Consider the following 20,140-nt stretch of genomic DNA (forward strand, 5'->3'; position numbering starts at 1 on the left):
ACGCGGGACGGCAAACGACTGCCGGCGCGGCGCGAAACCCGCGGATACAATCGGAATGAGTGGCGCATGCGGCGCACGGCGCCTCGGGAGTACAGACGAGGGACGAGGAGGTTGGTCATGCGCGAGATCCGCATCGGGGTGGTCGAGGACGACGCCTCGGCGTGCCAGCAGGTGCTGGACTACCTCAACCGGTATCAGGCCGAGAGCGAGGGGGACTCGGCACCGGACGCCGTGCGGTTCACGGTCTCGGTGTTCGACGACGGCGCGAAGATCGTCGAACGGTACGCGCCGGTGTACGACATCCTGCTGCTCGACATCGAGATGAAGGACATGGACGGCATGGAGGCGGCGCGGCGCATCCGCGAGCGCGACGACTCGGTCGTGATCGTGTTCATCACCGCGGCGCCGCAGTACGCGATCAACGGCTATCAGGTGGGCGCGCTGTCGTATCTGTTGAAGCCGGTGCCGTGGTTCGCGTTCAAGCAGGAGATGAAGCGGTCGATCGACATGGTGCGTCGGCGTTCGGACGAGTCGCTGCTCATCGAGGCGGGCGGCGCGCAGCAGCGTCTGGAGCTCGCGGACGTCGTGTACGTGGAGTCGATCCGGCACACGATCATCGTCCACACGCTCGCCGGCAAACTGTCGGTGACGGGCACGCTCAAGGCGTTCGAGGAGCGGCTCGACGGGCACGGGTTCTTCCGGTCGAACTCGTGCTATCTGGTGAACCTGCGTCACGTGCGAGGCATGGAGGATCAGGACTGCGTGATGTCGAACGGCGAGCGTCTGCGCGTGAGCCGGCCGCGCAAGAAGGCGTTCATGGCCGCGATGGCCGATTACGTGGGTGGCGTGCGGTGAACGGCACGATCACGAACGCCCTGCCGGATATCCCGCGACTGTACACGGCGGTGTGCGAGTGGGCGGCGTGCGTCATGTATCTGACGGTCGTCTTCCGGCGCGTGCCGCTGCGGCGCACGGTCGCGGTGTGCGCGGCTGGGCTCGCGGCGATGGTCGCGATCCAGTATCTGGCCGGCGCGATGCCGCTGTGGTTCTGGCTGATCGGCATGCTGCTCGCGTTCGGCGGGATGTGGCTGATCGTGTGGCTCGGCTCCGGCTCGGGCCGGCGCGAGGGACTGTATGTGACGGCGCGCGCGTTCGTGCTGGCCGAGCTGGTCGCGTCGCTGCACTGGCAGCTGGCGACGTTCGTCCGGTCGGCGACGGGCGGGATCCCGCCGCGAGGTTCGACGGACGATGCGATCGGAGTTTCGGGGCTTGCGGGGACGTTGAGCACATCGGACGACGGCTCATGGTGGCCGACGCTCGTCGAGATCACGCTGCTGATCGTCACGTACGTGGTCTGCTTCGGCGCGGCGTGGCTGGTGGAGCGCGGGAACTTCAGCAGCGACGAGCCGACGGACGTGACCGCGCGGCTCGCGGCCGGCACGGTGCTCATCACGCTGATGACGTTCGCGATGAGCAATCTGAGCTTCGTGTCGACGAACACGCCGTTCTCCGGCCGGATCGGCCAGGAGGTGTTCTACATCCGCACGCTGGTCGACTTCTGCGGGTTCGCGATCCTGTACGCGCAGCAGGAGCAGGCGCGACGCACGGCGGCGAGCATGGAGCTCGCCTCGATCAACGCGCAGCTGGAGAGCCAGCATCAGGAGTATCTCGCGTCGAAGGAGAACCTTGAGTCGATCGGACGGCTTGCGCATGATCTCAAGCATCAGATCGCGGCCTTGCGCGCGGAGGTCGATCCGGGGCACGCGGCGGCCGGATTCGAGCAGCTGGAGCGCTCGGTCGCCGAGTACAGCGCGCAGCAGCATTCCGGCAATCCGGTGCTCGACGTGATCCTCACGACGAAGACGCGCGCCTGCGACGAACGCGGCATCACGTTCACGGCGGTCGCGGACGGCGCGCTGCTGGGGGCAGCGGGGATGTCGTCGATGGACATCGCGACGCTGTTCGGCAACGCGCTGGACAACGCGATCGAGGCGACGTCGCGCCTGGACGATCCCGAGCGACGGCTCATCCGGCTCGCGCTGTACGCGCAGGGCGGGTTCACGGTGATCCGCGTGGAGAACACGTTCGACGAGGCGACGCCGCTGCGCCGTGATGCGGCCGGCAACCTGCGCACGACGAAGCACGACGAGTCACGGCACGGGTTCGGCGTGAAGTCGATCCGGCACATCGCCGCGCAGTACGGCGGCGAAGTGTCGATCAAGGCCGAGGACGGCTGGTTCATGCTCACCGTGCTCCTGCCGCGGTAAGGGCGCGGGTCACTGCTTGGGCATGATCCAGAACTTGAGGATCGGGTAGCTGACGACGACCGCGAGCACCGTGTTGACCAGCGAGGCGATCGTGCCGGCGAGGCCCGCGTTCATGCCCCAGCCCTGGCACAGGGCGGTCACGTAGCCGGGCAGGACCAGGTTGACGACGACGATCACGACGGCGAGGATCGCGTACTTCCATGCGGCGTCGGCGAAGCCGGCGTCGGACTTGAACACCCACTTCATCTGCACGAAAAAGTTGACGACCTGCGCGACCGCCTCGGCCGTGAGGAAGGTGAGGAAGCCGCCCAGTCCGTTGCCGGACTCCGGGTAGTTGAAGATCAGGAAGTGGAACGGCGCGGTCAGGCCCAGCGCGCCGACGAAGACCGCGGTGCCGATCCACGCGCCCACGAATCGCACGATCGTGGAGATGTTCGACAGCACGTTGAACAGGATGAACTCCCAGATGGTCGGATGGGCGGCGATCCAGCGGCGGATCGGGCCGCGGGGCGCGGACGCGGCGGCGGCCGGCTCGGCGGACGGCTCGGTCAGGGTGATGGTCGGTTCGGACTGGGACATGGTCGTGGATGCTCCTTCGACGAGAGAAACGGATGAGGTGGGAACGGTCCGCGTGGGCGCGGTGGCGGGGATGATGCCGGCGTCGTCCGCCGGATTGGATTCGGCCGGAACGGCACGTTCGGGGACGGCATCGGCCGGTACGGAACCGATAGGGGCGGCACGTTCGGAGTCTCCCGGCGTTCGCAGCCATCGCTCGTCACTCATGGTCGAGCTCCTTGGCGATGCGCTTGTTGGCGGATCGGTTGCGGAAGTGGGCGGCGGCGAGCGTGCAAGCCCCGCGGAACGTGCGGCCGTTGCCGATGGCGACGATCGCGTCGACCATCGCGGAGTCGACCATGCCGGCGGTCATCTTGGCCATCGCGCGCGGCGGCATGTTGAGGATGAACAGGGTGTTGAGGTCGGGGGCGCCGGTCTTCTCGCGCACCTTCGCCTCGCGACGTTCGAGCGTGCGGGCGATGGTACGGGCGACGAATCCGCGCGACCCGGACCAGCTCGAGATCGGGTCGTTGACGCCGAACACGGTCGGCTTGCCGGGGGCAATCACCTCGCGGCCGAACAGCGCGCGCATCTCCGCGTCGGTGACGTGCGTGACGTCGCCGGTGAGGTAGTGGCCGAGCGCCGGATCAGGGGCGGCATCACCGGCAGGGGCGGGGTCGACGACCGGCATGCCGAACGGGGCCGCGACGGTGACCGTGTACGTCATGGTCAGTGGCAGGGTCTCGGCGTCGAAGCCGACGGCGAGGGTCCACTCCCCCGCCTCGACGCGCCACGAGTCGGCCGCGACGTCGAAGTGACGGAACGTGTAGCGGTCGAAGGCGATGCGCACCCGCCTCGATTCGCCCGCCCCGAGCGCGACCTTCGCGAAGCCCTTGAGCTCGCGGGCAGGGCGCAGCACGCCGGAGCGCGACGGGCCGCTCACGTACAGCTGCACGACGGTCGCGCCGGGCACGTCGGAGTCGTTCGTCACGGTGACCTCGACGCCGGAACCGTCGGCTGCGGGCGCGAAATCGGCGAGCGTGAAGCGCGAATAGGACAGGCCGTAGCCGAACGGGAATCGGACCGGCACGCCGGACGTCTCGTAGTAGCGGTAGCCGACGAACGGCCCCTCGCGGTAGATCGCGTCGCGTCCGGCGGCCGGATACCAGCCGGCGGACGGGCAGTCGTCGTAGCGCACGGGCCAGGTCTCGGCGAGATGCCCGGACGGATTGACCTTGCCGGTCAGCGCGCGCACGGTGGCGGACGCGCCGGCCTGACCGGACAGTCCGACGTAGAGGATCGCGGCGACGTCGTCGCACCACGGCAGTTCGACCGGGGAGCCGGCGACGAGTACGACGACGACCGGCTTGCCGGTGGCAGCGAGGGCCGCGACCAGGTCGTTCTGCGCCTGCGGGATGGCCATCGTGGAGCGGTCGAGTCCCTCGGATTCGCTGCGTTCGTCGAGGCCGACGACGGCGAGCGCGACGTCGACGTCGTCACGGGAGACGAGCGCGACGGCCTCGTCGATCAAAGCCGGATTCGCGGCGCCCTGACGGTCGTAACCGGCCGCGTAGCCGGTCACGGTGACCGGCGGGACGGCACCGGCGGAGCCGAAGCCCGCGGACAGCGTCGAAGCCGACGCCAGCTTGCGCATCTCGTCGAGGATGTTCTCCTCGCGCGTGGCGTTGACCTTGGACGAGCCGGAGCCCTGGAATCGCGGGGTCTTCGCCATGTCACCGATCACGGCGACGCGCGTGCCGACCCCGAGCGGCAGAATCGGCGCGGACACGCCGTGCGGGGCGCCGAAGACGGACGGACGGGCATCGCCGCCGGCGAGCGCCGCGGCGACGGATGCGAGGGTTGCCGATTCCGTCGCCTCGTTCTTCAGCAGGACCATCGAGCCTTCGGCGACGCGGCGGGCGATCTCGTGATGCTCGGCGGCGACGGCGTCGTCGAGCAGATCGTCGCGCCCGACGCCGTCGAGGCGGGTCGCGCGCGCGACCGCTGCGACCTCGCGGGCGCGGGCGTCGAGGTCGGCCTCGGCGAGCGTGCCGGCCTTGACCGCGGCGACGAGCTCGCGCACGGACGTGTATCCGGGGCTCGGCATCTCGAGCGAGCCGCCGGCCTTGACCGCGGCGACGGCGGAGTCAGAGCCTCCCCAGTCGGAGACGACCATACCGCGGAAGCCCCATTCGTCGCGCAGGATGTCGCCCAGCAGGTGCTTGTTCTCGTGCGCGTAGACGCCGTTGATCTGGTTGTACGAGGTCATGATGGTCATCGGACGGGCCTCGCGCACGGCGATCTCGAAGCCGGTCAGGTAGATCTCGCGCATCGTGCGCTCGTCGATGACGGAGTTGGACGCCTGACGCCGCAGCTCCTGGCTGTTGACCGCGAAGTGCTTGGGGCAGGCGGCCACACCGTTCGACTGGATGCCGCGGATGAGTCCGGCGGCCATGCGCCCGGCCACGACGGGGTCCTCGGAGTAGTACTCGAAGTTGCGGCCGCACAACGGATTGCGTTTGATGTTGAGGCCCGGTCCGAGCAGCACGTTGACGTCGAGGTCGTGCGCCTCGTGGCCGAGCGCCTCGCCCATCTCCTCGGCGAGGGACGGGTCCCACGAGCCCGCGACCGTGCCGGCGGTCGGGAAGCAGGTGGCGGGCTTGGAGGCGCCAAGGCCGAGATGGTCGCCGGCGCCGAGCTGGCGGCGCACGCCGTGGGGTCCGTCGCTCATCACGAAGCTCGGGATGCCGGCGCGGTCGTTGCCGCGCGAGTCCCATTCGCTTCCGCCGGAAAGCATCGCCGCCTTCTCGGCCACCGAAAGCTCTTCGAGTTCCATGTCACTCTCCTTCGCAGTGATCACTTCGATTTCGTCGTTGATTCGATTGTGGCCGAATCGGCCGAGTCATGCGCCCGGTTTCGCCCATCCTGTCGTTCGGGGCGCATATTCTGCATCGACCGGCGCCGGACAGCGGGGCGGCGCATCGATCGGCGACCCGAATCGGCGGATCAGGGCGGATCAGCGGCGGCGTACGGCGTCGACCGCCTCGACGAACGACGACACGGCGGGGGTCGGATCGAGCGGGTAGAAGAGACCGTAGGCGAGGGTCAGATCCCAATCGACCGGCATCAGGCGGATCATCGGATGGATGTCGGTGCCGAAGGATCGGGCGAGGACGAGGTCGCCGCTGGCGGCGCAGGCGTTGAACTCGTCGAACGTGTAGCGCGGCATGTCGATCAGCGTGACGCCGGGCACCGTGCGCAGCAGGGCGCGCGCACGGTCCATCGCGTCGTTGTCGCCTTCGACGGGCAGGTGGACGCGCTGCCCGGCAAGGTCGGTCAGATGCAGCGGGCGCGACGACGGCCGCGATGACAACGGGTTCGACAGGGGCACGCCCATGCGCAGGGGGTACTCGCCCAGTTCGAGGACGTTGCAGGGATGGCGTTGGCTGGAGGGCGAGAAGCCGCTGGCGGCGACGTCGACGTCCTCGCCGAGCCGGTCGAGCGCGGCCATGAAGCCGTCCGTCGCCGTGCGGTCGGCGCGATCGACGGGGACGCCGCCCGCCGGCACTCCGGGCGCGGACGTGCCGTCCGGCATACCGGCCGCGGAGGATTCGTCGGCCATCGGCACCAGTTCGAGCCGCACCGGTTCCCCTCGCGCTTCCAGCCATGCGGCGGCCCGGGGCCACAGCTGAAGCACCGGAGTGGCCGGGCGCAGCAGGGAGACGGCGAGGCGGACCGTGCCGTTGGCGTCCTGCACCAGTCGGCGCGCGTGGCGCAGCGCGCGATCGCTGAGCCGGATGATGCCCCGGGCGTCGTCGATCAGGGAGCGGCCCGCAGGTGTGGGGCTGACGCCGGCCCGGGTGCGGTCGAACAGGATCAGCCCGTGCTCGCGTTCGAAGCCGTTGATCTGCTTGGCGAGCGCGGTCGACGAGAGATGCAGGCGGCGCGCGGCCGCGTTGAAGCTGCCACATTCGGACGCCGCGATGATCGCGTCCAAACGTCGGTCGTACATGGCCGTTTCCTCCTTTCGGTCCGCGTTCGCGGGCAGCTCTCCTCGGGGAGGGGGCCAGGGCCCGTACCGGCATCAACCATGTGGTAACCACAAGAGTGCACCTTCACCCGTAAAGCTGCCACAGAACGGCCATATTCCAACGAGAGCGAGCCTACAATCCGTTTTCGGAACCATCGAGAAGAGGGAAGTGAATCGAATATGAAACGTACGGGGAAACGTACGGAACACGGATCCGACGGGTTCATGACGCGCGACATCGCGGTCATCATGGCCGCCGCGTTCTTCTACATGTCCGGCACGATGCTGGCGACCCCGCTGATCGTCGGCTATGCGCACTCGTTGGGCGCGGGCGGCGAGTTCGCCGGGATGATCGCCGGCACGATGAACATCGTCTCGCTGTTCTGCCGACCGTGGGCCGGCCGCCTGTGCGACCGGGTCTCGCTGCGCCGGTTCGCGATGCTCGCGCTCGCGCTCCTCATCGCGGCGAACGGCTGGTACGCGTGCGCGCCCGGCCCGGCGTCGGTCATGGCCGCGCGCATCGTCAACGGCGTCGGGTTCTCCTGCCTGTCCGTGTGCCTGGCGGCGTGGCTGACCGCGCTGATCCCGCTGGAGCACATCGGCAAGGGCATGGGCTACTACGGCATGGTCAACGCGCTGGCGATGGCGTTGGGCCCGGCCGCCGGCATCGCGGTGCGGCGCATGCTCGGCTATCGCGCGGCGTTCGCGCTGTCCGCGATCGGGATGGTCGTGGCGCTGGCGCTGGTCGCGCTCGTGCGGAGCGACGCGACCCGCCATGGACCGGCACGACCGGCACGCACAACCGAGACGACGACCCTGCGCGAGCGCGTCGAGCGCACGATCTCGATTCCCGTGATCCCGGTCGCGCTCGTCTTCATGCTGTTCGCGATCCCCTACTGCGCGACGCAGTCCTACATCGTCACGTACGTGGAGGCTCGCCGCCTGCCGGTGGAGGTGGGCCTGTTCTTCCCGTTGTACGCGGCCGCGCTGCTGGTGCTGCGCGTCGCGATGCGCAACGAGTTCGACCGGCGTCCGTTCCGCTGGTTCCTCTCGCTGTGCGCGGGCTCGATGCTCGTCTCGCTCGGCGCGATGACCGTGATGCGCGGCGACCTGATGATGCTCGTCGCCGCCGTGTTCATGGCCGCCTCCTACGGCCTGATGAGTTCGGTGAGCCAGTCCGACGCGGTGCGCCTCGCCGGCGAGGGCCACGGAGGCCGAGGCAACGCCACGTACTACATCGGCCTCGATCTCGGCATGGCGCTGGGACCGATCATCGGCGGCTGGCTGTACGCCAACGTCGCCATCGCCTGGTTCTACCCGGCGCTGATGCTCACGATGCCGATCGCCGTGATCGGCTACCTCATCATGTCGCGGAAGCGGTAGCGAAAGCAGCGAAAACGGCTCCCTCCCGGGCGGTACCGGGTAGGGAGCCGGAATCCGGTCATCGAGAGGCCATCGCGGGACCGCAACGGGGTCCGCCCGCCTCACCGATGACCGGTCGGATCAATCATCGGACGGCCGATTCGACCGTCACCATGGCCGCGGCGGCCCTGCGGCGCCTGACGAACCGACGCACGGCGAGGATCTCGAGGCCGGCCAGCGCCGCGCCGAGCACCACGTCGGCCGCGATCATCGCGATCAGCCAGACCGGCGTCGGGTCGTCCGGCTCGCCGTCGGCGTACAGCCAGCTGTTCACATCGGTGTAGAGGATGTTGTGGGCGGCGGTGCGCATCGCCTTGAGCGAGGTCGCGGAATGGTCGGTGATGGTGTTGAGGCCGTCGATGGTGGCGAGCATCGCGTCGGTGCCGGAGCGGATCAGCTGGTCGCCCACCTGATAGCCGAAGGTGCCGAAGTAGTCGGTCTCCACCATGCCACGGAAGCCCCATTCGCCGCGCAGCACGTCGCGGGTCAGGTGCGTGTCGGCCGCGGAGTACCCGTTGCCGAGGTAGTTGAACGAGGTCATCACCGCGGTCGCACCGCCGTCCTTGACGGCCATCTCGAACGGCTTGAAGTAGATCTCGCGCATCGTCTGCTCGTCGGCCCACGTACACAGCATCGACACGCGGTTGGCCTCCTGGTCGTTCAGCGCGAAGTGCTTGATGAACGGGTAGACGCCCTTGGCGCGGGCTCCGGCGACCTCCTGCGCGGCCATGACGCCGGACAGCACGCCGTCCTCGGAGAAGTACTCGAAGTTGCGTCCCGCGTACGGGGTGCGGTGGATGTTCATGGCGGGCGCGTACCAGCCGGTCACGTTCATCTCGCGGGCCATGTCGCCGATGGTCTCGCCGAACTCGCGCGCCAGCTCCTTGCTGAACGTGTTCGCGACGGACACACCCGAGGGCAGGCCGATCGAGCCGACGCCGGTGAAGTTGTTGTTGAGCGTCGAGGGGCCGTCGACGTCGGTCTGGCGGACCTTGCCGATCGAGTCAATGGCGGCGGTGCCGTAGCCGGCGAAGGCGATGAGCTGGTTCATGTCGTCGAAGCTCAGCTGGTCGAGCAGCTTGTCCCACTGCGGGTCGTCGTAGTCCTTGCCGTACAGCTGGTACAGGCTCACGCCGTTTTTCGCCTTGGTGACGGGCATCTCGTCCGAGTCGGAGTTCTCGTTCTCGTAGTTGGAGGCGTTGACGAAGCCGTCCTTGTACTTGTCCGGCATCGAGAAGTCGGTCGGCGCGGCCGTGGCCTCGTCGAGGTTCGCGAAGTGATTGGCGCGCGAGAGGGTCGTGAACGTCGGCTTGATGTCGTCGAACCGGTTGGTGGCGGCCTCGGCGTCGGAGGAGCGGCGGCTGTCGCCGGAGTAGGTGATGGTCTCGGGCACGTTCACCGTGCGGGAGTCGATGACGGTATGCGAGTCGGCGTTGATGGAGATCGTGTAGTCACCCTTGTCGAGTACGTACGCCTTGGCGCCGTCGGCGTCATAGGAGGCCATGTCCTCGTCCTTGACGGAGAAGGAGACGGTGGTCGATTCGCCGGGTTCGAGCGTCTTGGTCTTCGCGATGTCGATGAGGTTGGCGGAGGCCTTCTCGATGCCGCCGTTGACGTACGGCGGGTTGTAGTACACCTCGACGGTGTCCTTGCCGGCGGTCCCGCCGGTGTTGGTGACGGTCACGTCGAAGGTGATCCTGCCGCCGGAGTACGTCACGTCGCCCATCTTCTGATTGAACGTGGTGTAGCTCAGTCCGTAGCCGAACGGGTACTGCACGACGGCGTCGTAGTCGATGGCGCCCTCGTCGTCGGCGGTCTCGTAGTACTTGTAGCCCACGTAGATGCCTTCGACGTAGTCGACGAAGCTCGGCGTCATTGTGATGCTCTGTCCGTGATGGTTCGACTTGACGGCGAACCCGTCCATGTTGTCGTACTGGAACTGGCCGAAGTTGTTGCCCCACGGCGCCTTGGAGAAGTCGCGCAGGAAGGTGTCTGCGGTGCGGCCGGAGGGATTGGTCGCGCCGGTCAGCACCTCGCCGAGCGCGGTGAAGCCGGCCTGGCCCGCGGGCGGCGCCCACAGCACCGACGTGATCTGCGGATAGTCGTCGACGAAGCCCAGGTTCATCGTGTTGGCGCCGTTGTAGACGAGGACCACGTGGTCGAAGTTCCTCGTGACCAGATCGATCATGTCGCGTTCGGTGCGCGAGAGGTCGAGGTAGCCCTGTCCGTCCTCGAAGTCGTCGTAGTCGGCGGAGTTGTTGCGGTAGACGGTCGCGGCGCCGTCGGCGGCGTCATCGGGGTCGTCCGGCTCGAGGATCGCGGCCTTGCCGGCGCCGGACTGGCGGATCGTGCCGATGTCGCCCATGTCGTCGGGCAGGTCGAAGCCCTCGCCGCCGGAACGGCCGAGCACGACGACGGCCGTGTCGGAGAACGCCTTGGCGTCGGCGATGAGCTTGTCGCCGTAGGTGGCGGCGGGCGGTTCGGGCAGGGTGAGGTCCTGCGTGGTCGAATTGGAGACGGGGCGGTCCGCACGGTACTTCGTGTAGAACCGCGACAGCTCCTTGTTGGTCGTGATGCCGGCGTCGGCAAGGCCCTGCAGGATCGAGACGGTGTCGTACTGGTCGTTCATCGAGCCGGATCCGGTGCCGCCGTAGATCGGGTTGGTGGAGGCCCAGCCGAACACGTTGACCTTGTGCGAGTCGGCGGCGAGCGGCAGGGTGCCGTCGTCGTTCCTGAGCAGCGTGATGCCCTCGCGTTCGATGTCCACCGCGAGCTTGTTGGTCTTCGTGATGGTCGCCTCGGTCAGTTCGTGCTTGGCGGCGGTGGCCATCGTCACCATCGTGTTGAGCGGGCCCGTGAGCATCATCGACACGGACACCAGCGCGGCGACGCCGACCGCCACCCAAGCGGTCGAATGCGTCAGCTTGCGCGCGGCCTCATCACGCACGGTCCTGCGGTTGACCGCGACGGTCACGATCAGCGCGAGCGCCAGGAACACGGCGATGGCGATCAGCTCGCCTCGGATGGATTGGATGGTCGCGATGACGTCGGCCCACTCTATCTGCAGCATGGTTCTTCCTCCTTGACTCCGGCTGCGATGTTTCCGCTTTCGGTTCGACACGTCCTTGTCGTCGATGTCGTTGGTTCGATTGTGGCCGAAGCGCGGCCGCCGTGACCCCGTGTATGCCCATCCTGTCGTTTCGCGTGCATATTCTGCACGACTCGCCATACCCGTCATCAGCGTACGTTCCGTGTGGCCAACGACGGCCACGTCACAGGGAACGTACGCTCAGACGGCGTCAGCATACGGTTTGCGTGGCCAACCGGCCGATGACCACAGGGAACGTACGCTCAGACAGTGTCAGCATACGGTTTGCGTGGCTAGCCAGTCGATGACCCCGGAAAACGTACGGATGGATGGACTCGGCGTACGTTCCGTGTGGTCGGGTGCCGGATGACCACAAAGGACGTACGCTCCGGCCACCCCATGCATACGGCTCCCGTGGTCAACCGTCACGGAGCCACACGGAACGTACGGATACGGGACGGCGACAACGCCCCGCACGATGGCGGTTCGGGGGGCGATGGATAGGATGGGTCGTATGAGTGATTTGAACGCGTTGACCCTTGAGCTGGGCGAGGTGGTGGGCGGCTACACCCTCATCTCCCGCCTCGGTTCAGGCGCCATGGGCTCGGTGTGGCGTGTGAGCGACGATGGCGGACAGGTGTACGCGATGAAGATCCTGCGCGATTCGCTGTCCGACGAGGGGGACGCCGGCACCAAACCCCAGCAGGACCCGAACCTCAAGGAGAACGTCACCGCCCGCGAGCGCCTGCGTCGCGAGGCGATGGCCCTGAAGCGCGTGAACCATCCGGGCGTGTGCGGCATCGTCGACATGGAGCTCGACGATGCGCTCGCGTTCATCGTCACCGAGCTGATCGAGGGCAGGAACCTCAAGGACGACGTGGCCGCGAACGGCCGTTACGTGGGCGACGATCTGGAGCGGCTCGCCCGCAAACTCATCGAGGCAGTGAAGGCCGTGCACGCGGCCGGCATCGTGCATCGCGATATCAAGCCGACGAACGTGATGATCTCGGCGACCGGCCCGATCCTGGTCGATTTCGGCATCGCGATGGGCGAGGGCGAGAGCCATGTGACGCGCACGGGCCTGGTGATGGGCACGCCGGGGTTCATCGCCCCGGAGATCATCGAGGGCGCGGAGTCGAACGAGGCGACGGACTGGTGGTCGGTGGCCTCGGTCCTCGCGTTCGCGGCGATGGGCGAGCCGGTGTTCGGCACGAAGCCGATGATGGCGGTGCTCGAGCGCGAGGCGTCGGGTAACGCGAATCTCGCCGGCCTGCCCACGCACACGCTCACCGCGTTCAGGAGCGCCCTCAACCCCGATCCGTCGAAGCGCTGCACGCCGGATCAGCTGCTGCACGCGATCGCGCTGGACGCGTTGAATCCGCTGGCCGGCGACGCGACGGGCGCGGATGGAAACGGGGTGGTGCACCCTTTTGGCCGTGATGGCAGTGAAGCCGGCGACGCCGGGACCGGCGCCGTCAGCACGCGCACGCTCTGGCCGGGCGCGTCCGGCGATGACGACGCGACGGCCGTGCTGGGCGATTCCGGCTCGAACGCACTGGCGGCCACCCGCGCGCTGACGCCGGACCAGTGCACGGTCGCCCTGCCGAGCGACCGTCTGGGTCCGGGCGATGTGCCGGGACTGCTCTGCCCTCCCCCGCCGCCCGGCGCGACCAAGGTGATGCCCGTCGACGGCGTCGCCTCGGGCGAGTCCCGCCCGTCGGTTCCGACGGCCGCGACGGCATCGCCGACCCCGGCGGAACCGTACGATCCCCACGACGGCATGGCCGACAATCCCGCGGCCCGTCCCGTGCTGCGGCGCATCGCGAACAACGCGAACCAGCCGATTGCAGGTACGTCTGCGCCCTCGCCGCGCATCGCGCAGTCGGGTCAGTTCGCCCAGGTGCGTCCGGCCCGCCCCCGCGCGGCCGCCGCCCAAGGCTCGTCCGCCGAGATACCGCCGGCGTACGTGCCGGCATCGGGCGCCAAGACGAATCCGTCCGGCCAATCGGACGACGCCGAGGCGAGCCGTCCGGCCGCGACCACGGTGATGCCGACGGCGCAACCGCGGTCGATCACCCGGCAGCCGCGCACGCAGCAGAATACGGCTGTCATGTCGCCGATCCCACTGCATCCGGGCCAGCGTCCGGCGCCTCAGCCGGAGCCGCTGTTCCCGCCGCGAAACCCGCGTGACGGCCAGTCGACGCAGGTCCTTCCGCCGACGCAGACCGCACAGGCCACGCAGCCCCAGCAGGGCACGGTGCCGGAGTTCCTGCGCACACCGCCGCAGGGCGTGCCGCAGGATATGCCTCCGGTGATGCCGCTGCCGATGGACCAGCGCGGCCCGAGTCACGCGAACGCGGCCGATCTCACGCGCGACCGCTATCTCGCGCGCGGCCCGCTGCCGTTGGCCGTGATGGCCGTGATCCCGGCGATCGGCGCCGTGTTCTGGCCGGCGGCCGGGCTCATCGTCGCGGCCGTGCTGTTCTGGCTGCTGTTCACGGTCGGCTACAGCGACACCGCCCAGCTCGACCGCGAGTCGCGCCGCGGCGGCGAGCGCAAGGGGTCGGACGGCGCCCTGCGCCTGATCCAGCTGCCGTGGCATCTGGTCAAGGCGCTGGTCGCGGCGCTCGCGCGCACGGCGCAGTTCGCACTGGTCTACGTGTTGTGCCTGGTGTTCGCGGTGGTCGCGCTCAAGCTGCCGTGGTATCCGATGCCGACGCCGAACGGCTATTGGCCGTATCAGATCCCGTGGCTGGCCGACGACGGCCCGTTCACCTCGACGTCGCTGGTCGCGGCCGGCATGGCGGCGATCGCGTGGATCCTCACGTCGCTGTGGCCGTATTCGGACACGCTGCGTCTGGCGGCGGGGGCGCTGCGCGGGCGCCCGGCGAATCAGCCCAGCGTGTAATTCACGTGGAATTCAACCGTCGGCCGGCGCGCACGGAAGGCCGACGGCTAGACTTGCGACAAGATCGTCCGATATGTCTCGTATCGACATATCCCATTGCCTGATTTTCGATCGTCCGGGGAAAGGAACGCATCCATGGCGAACGCCGACAAGACAGACAAGCGCAAGACCCGCGCCGCACGCCGCGCCGCGGAGGAGGCAGCCGCCAAGGCCCGTGCCGAGCAGGCGGCGAAGGAGCGCAAGCAGCAGACCATCATCGGCGCGATCGTGGTCGTCGTGGTCATCGCGCTGGTCGCGGTCGCCGGATTCGCGATCTGGCGTTCGCACAACTCCAGCACCGCCTCGGACAGTCTGACGGTCGACGAGGCGTACTCGCAGCTGCAGGCGGTCAAGACCAAGCCGAGCACCGCCGACGAGAAGGGCGGCATCCTGCTGTCCAAGGACGGCGTGAACGAGAAGATCGACGACGTGCCGACCGTCGCGGTCTACATGGACTTCATGTGCTCCGGCTGCGGCAACTTCGAGCGCACCGCCGGCGAGACGATCACCAAGCTGGTCGAGGCCGGCCAGATCAACCTCGAACTGCATCCGATGTCGTTCGGCGACCGCTGGAGCAGCGACGAGTACTCGACGCGCGCCGCGAACATGCTGCTCTCGATCACCGAGCAGGACAAGGACGCGAGCCACATCCTCGGCTTCATCACGAACATGTACGCCAAGAGCTTCCAGCCCGAGGAGAACTCCGGCAAGAAGACCTCCGACGAGCAGATGAAGCAGCAGGCCGTCAAGGCCGGCGTCTCGCAGCAGGTCGCCGACGCGGCCGTGACCGACAAGTACACCGACTGGCTCGACGCGATCAACACGTACACCCCCAAGCGCACCGAGCTGCTCAACGTCTCCGGCCAGCTCAAGGGCTCGATGACCACGCCGACCGTCACGATCAACGGCAACTTCTGGGACATGAACCAGCTGTCCACCGCCGATCTGACCGCCGACGAGGGGCTGGTCGAGGCGCTGGGCCTCAAGGACGACCAGGTCGGAGTCGAGGGCCAGCTGCCCTCGATCGGCGCGGACGGCAAGCCGGTCTCCCTGACCACCGGCGAGTAGACCGGGCGGAACGGGTCGCTCACAGGGGCTCCCCGCGGCATGGTGTCGCGGGGAGCCCCTGTAGTATGCTGGTAGCCCGTGCATGCGCCGCCCGGCGCGGATGAACGCGTGCCCAAGCCTCTTTAGCTCAGATGGCCAGAGCGGCCGCCTTGTAAGCGGCAGGTCGTCGGTTCGATCCCGACAAGAGGCTCGTCGTGCCCCCGAAAGGTGTACACTGTATGTGCGCCGGGGGTGCCGAACAATACTTAACACGGGTAAGTCGCCTGGGAGCCTTCCCCCCGATTACGGTTTCCTGGGCAGGGCAGGAGCGTCCCCCAACCAGCTCCAGCCCAATTTCAAGGGGGCGGGAACTTCCCCTTCTCTCCCGCCCCCTTTTTTCTTTTTCTTCGCACCTGATGCGCTACGATGGGCTCCGAGTGCGCCCTGTCGCCGACGAACGGCGGTTTCGGGGGCGGGAAACGAGGTTGGTGATATGGCACGGCGATGGACCCCGCAACGATTTGTGATGTTGCGCCGTATCCGTGTGGCCGTGTGCGCGGTGGCCGTCGTGGCCTCCATGGCGGTCACGTTCGGTGTATCCACGCGCAAGGCCGTCGCGTTGAACGTGAACGGCAAGACGACGACGGTCGAGACCTACGCGATGAGCGTCGATCGGCTGCTCGAGGAGCAGGGCATCGACGTCAGGAGCCATGATCTGGTCGAATCGACGTCGGGCGAGAGGCTCACCGACCATGCGGTCGTCACCGTGCGCAGCGCCTTCCAGACGACGGTGAACGTGGACGGCGAGGAGATTCCGTTCTGGACCGTCGCGGACAGCGCCGACCAGCTCATCGGCTTCTTCAGGGCGAACGAGAAGCAGGCGTCGCAGATCACCGTCGACATCGGCAACATCTACAATCAGCTGACCGGCGGTCTCGTCATCAACAAGGAGGGACCGGTCACGGTCATCGCCGACGGCAAGACGTCCGTCGCACCCAACGGCAAGCTGCCGGCCGCCTCGATCCTCGATTCGAAGGGCATCAACGTCGGCAAGGAGGATCGCGTGACCGTCACGCAGGACGGCGACACGACGATCCTGCGCGTCCAGCGCGTCACGCACGGTCAGGAGACGCGTGTGACGACTGTGCCGTTCTCCACGCGCACGATCGTCGACGATTCGCTCCAGCCCGGCCAGACCGTCGTGCGCCAGCAGGGTGTGAACGGCGAGATCACGCAGGTGTACGACGTCACGTACGTCGACGGCGTCAAGGAGAGCGAGACGCTCAACAGCGAGACGACCACGAAGGTCGCGCTCGATCAGATCATCGCCGTCGGCCCGGCCAAGACCGAGGATGATTCGTCCGATGCGGGTGATTCGGGCAATTCGGCTTCCGGCAACTCGAACTCCGGAACCTCCGGGAATTCCGGCTCCACGTCGGCCGGCACGTCGGGCTCGGGTTCGGCCGGCTCGTCCGGCTCCGGCTCGAACGGTTCGTCGAACAAGGGCGATTCCGGTTCGAACAAGAACGATTCGGCCTCGTCCGACAAGAACGACTCCGGCAACTCCAACTCCGGATCCGATTCCAACAGCAATTCGAACTCCAACTCGAGCAAGCCGAACGACTCCGGCTCCACCGACAAGCCGAGCGCGGACGATTCGTCGAACTCGGGCAACTCGGGCAACAGCAACTCGAACCAGAACCAGAACAACAACTCCCAGAACAACTCTGGAAGCAATTCCGGGTCCAACAGCAACGGCAACAACAATTCGAACGGCAATTCCAACAACTCCGGTTCCAACTCCAACAACTCCGGCAACTCCTCCTCCGGCGGCTCGTCGTCGGGCGGCAGCTCGGCCAGCGGCCGACTGTGGCACCCGAGCATCGCGCAGGCCAAGACCTACGCCGCGGCCGCGGCCGCCCAGCGCGGCTGGACCGGCGCCGAATGGGACGCGCTCGTGTGGATCTGGGAGCACGAGTCGGGATGGCGCTGGAACGCCGACAACCCGACCTCGGACGCGTACGGCATCCCGCAGGCCCTGCCCGGGTCCAAGATGGGCACCGGCTGGAAGGACGACGGTGCGGTGCAGATCGACTGGGGCCTGAGCTACATCTCGGGCCGCTACGGCTCCCCCACCGAGGCCAAGAAGTTCTGGCTCAAGAACAACTGGTACTGATGCGGATCCCGCCCACGCGGCCGCACGACGCAACGAACGAACGACAACGGAACAACACACGGACGGTGACATGGACGACAACACAGCACAGGTGAACGCCACGGACACGACCACGCAGACGCAGGCGGACCCCGCGGAGACCGGCCATCTGCTCGGCGCGGCCGACATCAGGCGCATCGCCGCGGACGCCGGCGTGAGCCCGACCAAGAAGTTCGGCCAGAACTTCGTCATCGATCCTGGCACCGTGCGCCGCATCGTGCGCGAGGCGCACGTCGGCCCCGAATCCCACGTGCTCGAGGTCGGCCCGGGTCTGGGTTCGCTCACCCTCGCGATCCTCGAGACCGGCGCGACGATGACCGCGGTCGAGATCGACCCGCCGCTGGCCGAGCGCCTGCCCTCCACGATCGCCGAGTTCATGCCCGAGGCGTCGGACCGTCTCAAGGTCGTCAACCGCGACGCCCTGACCGTCTCCCCCGTGAACCTGCCCGATTTCGCGGACGCGGACAAGCCGTTCACACTGGTCGCGAACCTGCCGTACAACGTGGCCACGCCGATCATCCTGACGCTGCTCGAGCGCTTCGACAACCTCGACTCCTTCCTCGTGATGGTGCAGAAGGAGGTCGCGGACCGCCTGTCCGCCGCGCCCGGCAACAAGATCTACGGCACCCCGAGCGTCAAGCTCGCCTGGTACGGCGAGGCCGGCCGCGCGGGCGTCATCGGCCGCAACGTGTTCTGGCCGGCGCCGAACGTCGACTCCGCGCTGGTCTCGTTCCACCGCGGCGAGACGCGCGGCTCCGAGCAACTGCGCGAGGCCACGTTCCGACTCATCGACGCGGCGTTCGGCCAGCGCCGCAAGACGCTGCACGCCGCGCTCAAGAAGACCGTTCCGGCGGGCGCGTTCGAGGCCGCCGGCATCGACCCGACCCGCCGCGGCGAGACGCTGACGATCGACGAGTTCGTCGCGCTCGCCCAGGCCGTGCTCGACGCCGAGGTGACGGCATGACCGTCCCGGCCGCGGTGAGCGTCGACTGCCCGGCCAAGACGAACCTCACGCTCGAGGTTGGCCGGCCCCGCGCCGAATGGGGCGGCCGCCACGAACTCGACACGATCTACTGCGCGATCAGCCTGACCGACACCGTCACCGCCGCCGCCAAACCGGCCGGCGCCGGCTTCTCGCTCGATCTCGCGGGCGAGCATCTGGGCGATCTGGCCGCGTCGTCGTCGGACATGCGCCGCAACCACGCGGTGCTGGCCCTGTTCGCGATGGCCGAGGCCTGTGGACGCGAGCCGGACGTCGCCCTGTCGATCGACAAGCGCATCCCGGTCGGCGCCGGACTGGCCGGCGGCTCGGCCGACGCGGCCGCGACGATCCTCGCGCTGAACGAGCTGTGGGCGCTCGACTGGCCGATCGAACGGCTGCGCGAGGTCGCGGCGACGCTCGGCGCGGACATGCCGTTCTGCGTGGCCGGCGGCTACGCGCGCGGCACCGGCTACGGCGAGATCATCGAGCCGATCGACGAGGAGAGCGAGCTCGGGCGGGCGCTTCAGGCCGACGGCTACGCCGGCGAGGTGTTGGTCGGCGCGTACGGCGACCAACTGAGCACGCCCGAGGTGTATCGCGCGTTCGACGCGGTGGGCGCCGGCGAGGGCGAGCGCAACCACCTGCAGAAGGCGGCCGTCAGCCTGCACCCGCGCTCCGGAAGGGCCATCGACGAGGCGCTGGCGGCGGGCGCGAGGCACGCGTTCGTCTCCGGTTCCGGACCGTCCGTGGTGGCGTTCACGCCCACGCCGGACGTGCGCCGGAGGGTGATCGCGGCCTGGGAGCGTTCGGGCGCGGTGGACCGCATCATCGCCGCCGAGGCGCCCGCGAGACCGCGGGTCACGGCCGTCGGCCTGCCCGCCGGCAGCGTCACGGTTGCACGATAAGGTATGTTCAGCACAGCGAAGGAAAGGGAAGCAATGGCCGAACAGTATGACGAGCGCGAGGCACGCAAGGCGTATGTGCGCCGACGTCAGAAGACGGTGTTCACCGTCATCGGCGCCGTGCTGGTGGTGGCGATGATCACCTCCCTCCTGTTCGCGTTCGGCGTGATCAAGGTCGACAAGCAGGCGCAGGCGGCCGTCGAGCCGAACTACGGCGTGGCCGTGCCGTGCGCCGCGAAGAACGAGGACGGATCGGCGATGAAGTGGGCGGAGAACTCCACCGTGCCGGTCGAGGTGCTCAACGGCACGACGTTCAGGGGTCTGGCCGCCGCGGTCGGCGAGGCGCTCAAGGACCGCCAGTTCAACGTGGTCACGATCGACAACTTCAGCTCCAAGAAGGTGGAGCGCACCACGATCTACTTCGGCGTCAACGCCATCAACCCCGCCTACACGATCAACCAGTACTTCACCGACGCCGTCATGAAGATGGACGACCGTCAGGACCGTACGGTCGACGTGGTGGTCGGCGCCTCCTTCAACGACCTCCGCTCCGAGAAGGAGGTCAAGAAGCAGGGCGACACCATCGTCGACTTCGAGGGCTGCAAGTCCACCGAGGAGATGCAGAAGGCCGGTCTGCCCAAGACCTTCACCCACACCGTGGTCAACTGATCCCGGCCCCGGTCGG

The 20,140-nt window shown here is 68.0% G+C and carries 12 protein-coding genes, 1 tRNA gene and 1 pseudogene; 10 read left to right on the forward strand and 4 right to left on the reverse strand.

The features are described 5' to 3' along the window. Positions 1 to 117 precede the first annotated feature (117 nt). Positions 118 to 855 carry a LytR/AlgR family response regulator transcription factor gene (locus JS528_RS04280; protein ID WP_214357867.1) on the forward strand — a complete coding sequence of 246 codons (738 nt, stop codon included), beginning with the start codon at positions 118 to 120 and terminating at the stop codon, positions 853 to 855. Beyond that, positions 852 to 2,267, forward strand: a complete 1,416-nt coding sequence (locus JS528_RS04285) for a GHKL domain-containing protein (RefSeq protein ID WP_214357868.1) — start codon at positions 852 to 854, stop codon at positions 2,265 to 2,267. Before JS528_RS04280 ends, JS528_RS04285 begins: the two co-directional genes overlap by 4 nt. Positions 2,268 to 2,276: 9 nt before the next feature. Here JS528_RS04285 and JS528_RS04290 read toward each other — a convergent pair whose 3' ends face one another. The 3 genes from JS528_RS04290 to JS528_RS04300 all read right to left on the reverse strand — a co-directional run bounded on the left by JS528_RS04290 (position 2,277) and on the right by JS528_RS04300 (position 6,834). Beyond that, complete coding sequence (locus tag JS528_RS04290) at positions 2,277 to 2,846, reverse strand: GtrA family protein (protein ID WP_214357869.1); 570 nt, start codon at positions 2,844 to 2,846, stop codon at positions 2,277 to 2,279. Positions 2,847 to 3,042: 196 nt separating this feature from the next. Further along, on the reverse strand, positions 3,043 to 5,658 hold the full coding sequence (locus JS528_RS04295; RefSeq protein ID WP_214357870.1) for a glycoside hydrolase family 3 C-terminal domain-containing protein: 2,616 nt from the start codon (positions 5,656 to 5,658) through the stop codon (positions 3,043 to 3,045). 180 nt (positions 5,659 to 5,838) lie between these two features. Then, positions 5,839 to 6,834 (reverse strand): LysR family transcriptional regulator, encoded by a 996-nt coding sequence (locus tag JS528_RS04300; protein ID WP_214357871.1) that lies wholly within the window; start codon positions 6,832 to 6,834, stop codon positions 5,839 to 5,841. A 243-nt stretch (positions 6,835 to 7,077) separates the two neighbouring features. On the opposite strand from JS528_RS04300, the gene JS528_RS04305 reads away from it, so the two are divergent. After that, positions 7,078 to 8,235 carry an MFS transporter gene (locus JS528_RS04305; RefSeq protein WP_221339847.1) on the forward strand — a complete coding sequence of 386 codons (1,158 nt, stop codon included), beginning with the start codon at positions 7,078 to 7,080 and terminating at the stop codon, positions 8,233 to 8,235. Positions 8,236 to 8,359: 124 nt separating this feature from the next. Here JS528_RS04305 and JS528_RS04310 read toward each other — a convergent pair whose 3' ends face one another. After that, positions 8,360 to 11,344, reverse strand: a complete 2,985-nt coding sequence (locus JS528_RS04310; protein ID WP_214357872.1) for a glycoside hydrolase family 3 protein — start codon at positions 11,342 to 11,344, stop codon at positions 8,360 to 8,362. A 523-nt stretch (positions 11,345 to 11,867) separates the two neighbouring features. Between JS528_RS04310 and JS528_RS04315 the strand changes: the two are divergent. The 7 genes and pseudogenes from JS528_RS04315 to JS528_RS04345 all read left to right on the forward strand — a co-directional run. Beyond that, positions 11,868 to 12,740, forward strand: a pseudogene (locus JS528_RS04315) (serine/threonine-protein kinase); the annotation flags it as partial. A 1,665-nt stretch (positions 12,741 to 14,405) separates the two neighbouring features. Then, positions 14,406 to 15,377 carry a DsbA family protein gene (locus JS528_RS04320; RefSeq protein ID WP_214357873.1) on the forward strand — a complete coding sequence of 324 codons (972 nt, stop codon included), beginning with the start codon at positions 14,406 to 14,408 and terminating at the stop codon, positions 15,375 to 15,377. 116 nt (positions 15,378 to 15,493) lie between these two features. Then, positions 15,494 to 15,567, forward strand: a tRNA-Thr gene (locus JS528_RS04325). A gap of 282 nt (positions 15,568 to 15,849) precedes the next feature. Next, on the forward strand, positions 15,850 to 17,532 hold the full coding sequence (locus JS528_RS04330) for an aggregation-promoting factor C-terminal-like domain-containing protein (RefSeq protein WP_214357874.1): 1,683 nt from the start codon (positions 15,850 to 15,852) through the stop codon (positions 17,530 to 17,532). Positions 17,533 to 17,602: 70 nt separating this feature from the next. Continuing rightward, entirely contained in the window at positions 17,603 to 18,535 is a 933-nt protein-coding gene (gene rsmA / locus JS528_RS04335; RefSeq protein WP_214357875.1) for a 16S rRNA (adenine(1518)-N(6)/adenine(1519)-N(6))-dimethyltransferase RsmA, read from the forward strand. Continuing rightward, the gene (locus JS528_RS04340) at positions 18,532 to 19,458 is read left to right on the forward strand and encodes a 4-(cytidine 5'-diphospho)-2-C-methyl-D-erythritol kinase (protein WP_214357876.1); all 927 of its coding nucleotides are present in this window, start codon (positions 18,532 to 18,534) and stop codon (positions 19,456 to 19,458) included. The genes rsmA and JS528_RS04340 overlap by 4 nt, the downstream gene beginning before the upstream one ends. 33 nt (positions 19,459 to 19,491) lie before the next feature. Next, the gene (locus tag JS528_RS04345; RefSeq protein WP_214357877.1) at positions 19,492 to 20,124 is read left to right on the forward strand and encodes a LytR C-terminal domain-containing protein; all 633 of its coding nucleotides are present in this window, start codon (positions 19,492 to 19,494) and stop codon (positions 20,122 to 20,124) included. Positions 20,125 to 20,140: the final 16 nt, after the last annotated feature.

It is taken from the genome of Bifidobacterium santillanense, assembly GCF_018555385.1.
GTDB classification, from domain to species: Bacteria; Actinomycetota; Actinomycetes; order Actinomycetales; family Bifidobacteriaceae; genus Bifidobacterium; species Bifidobacterium santillanense.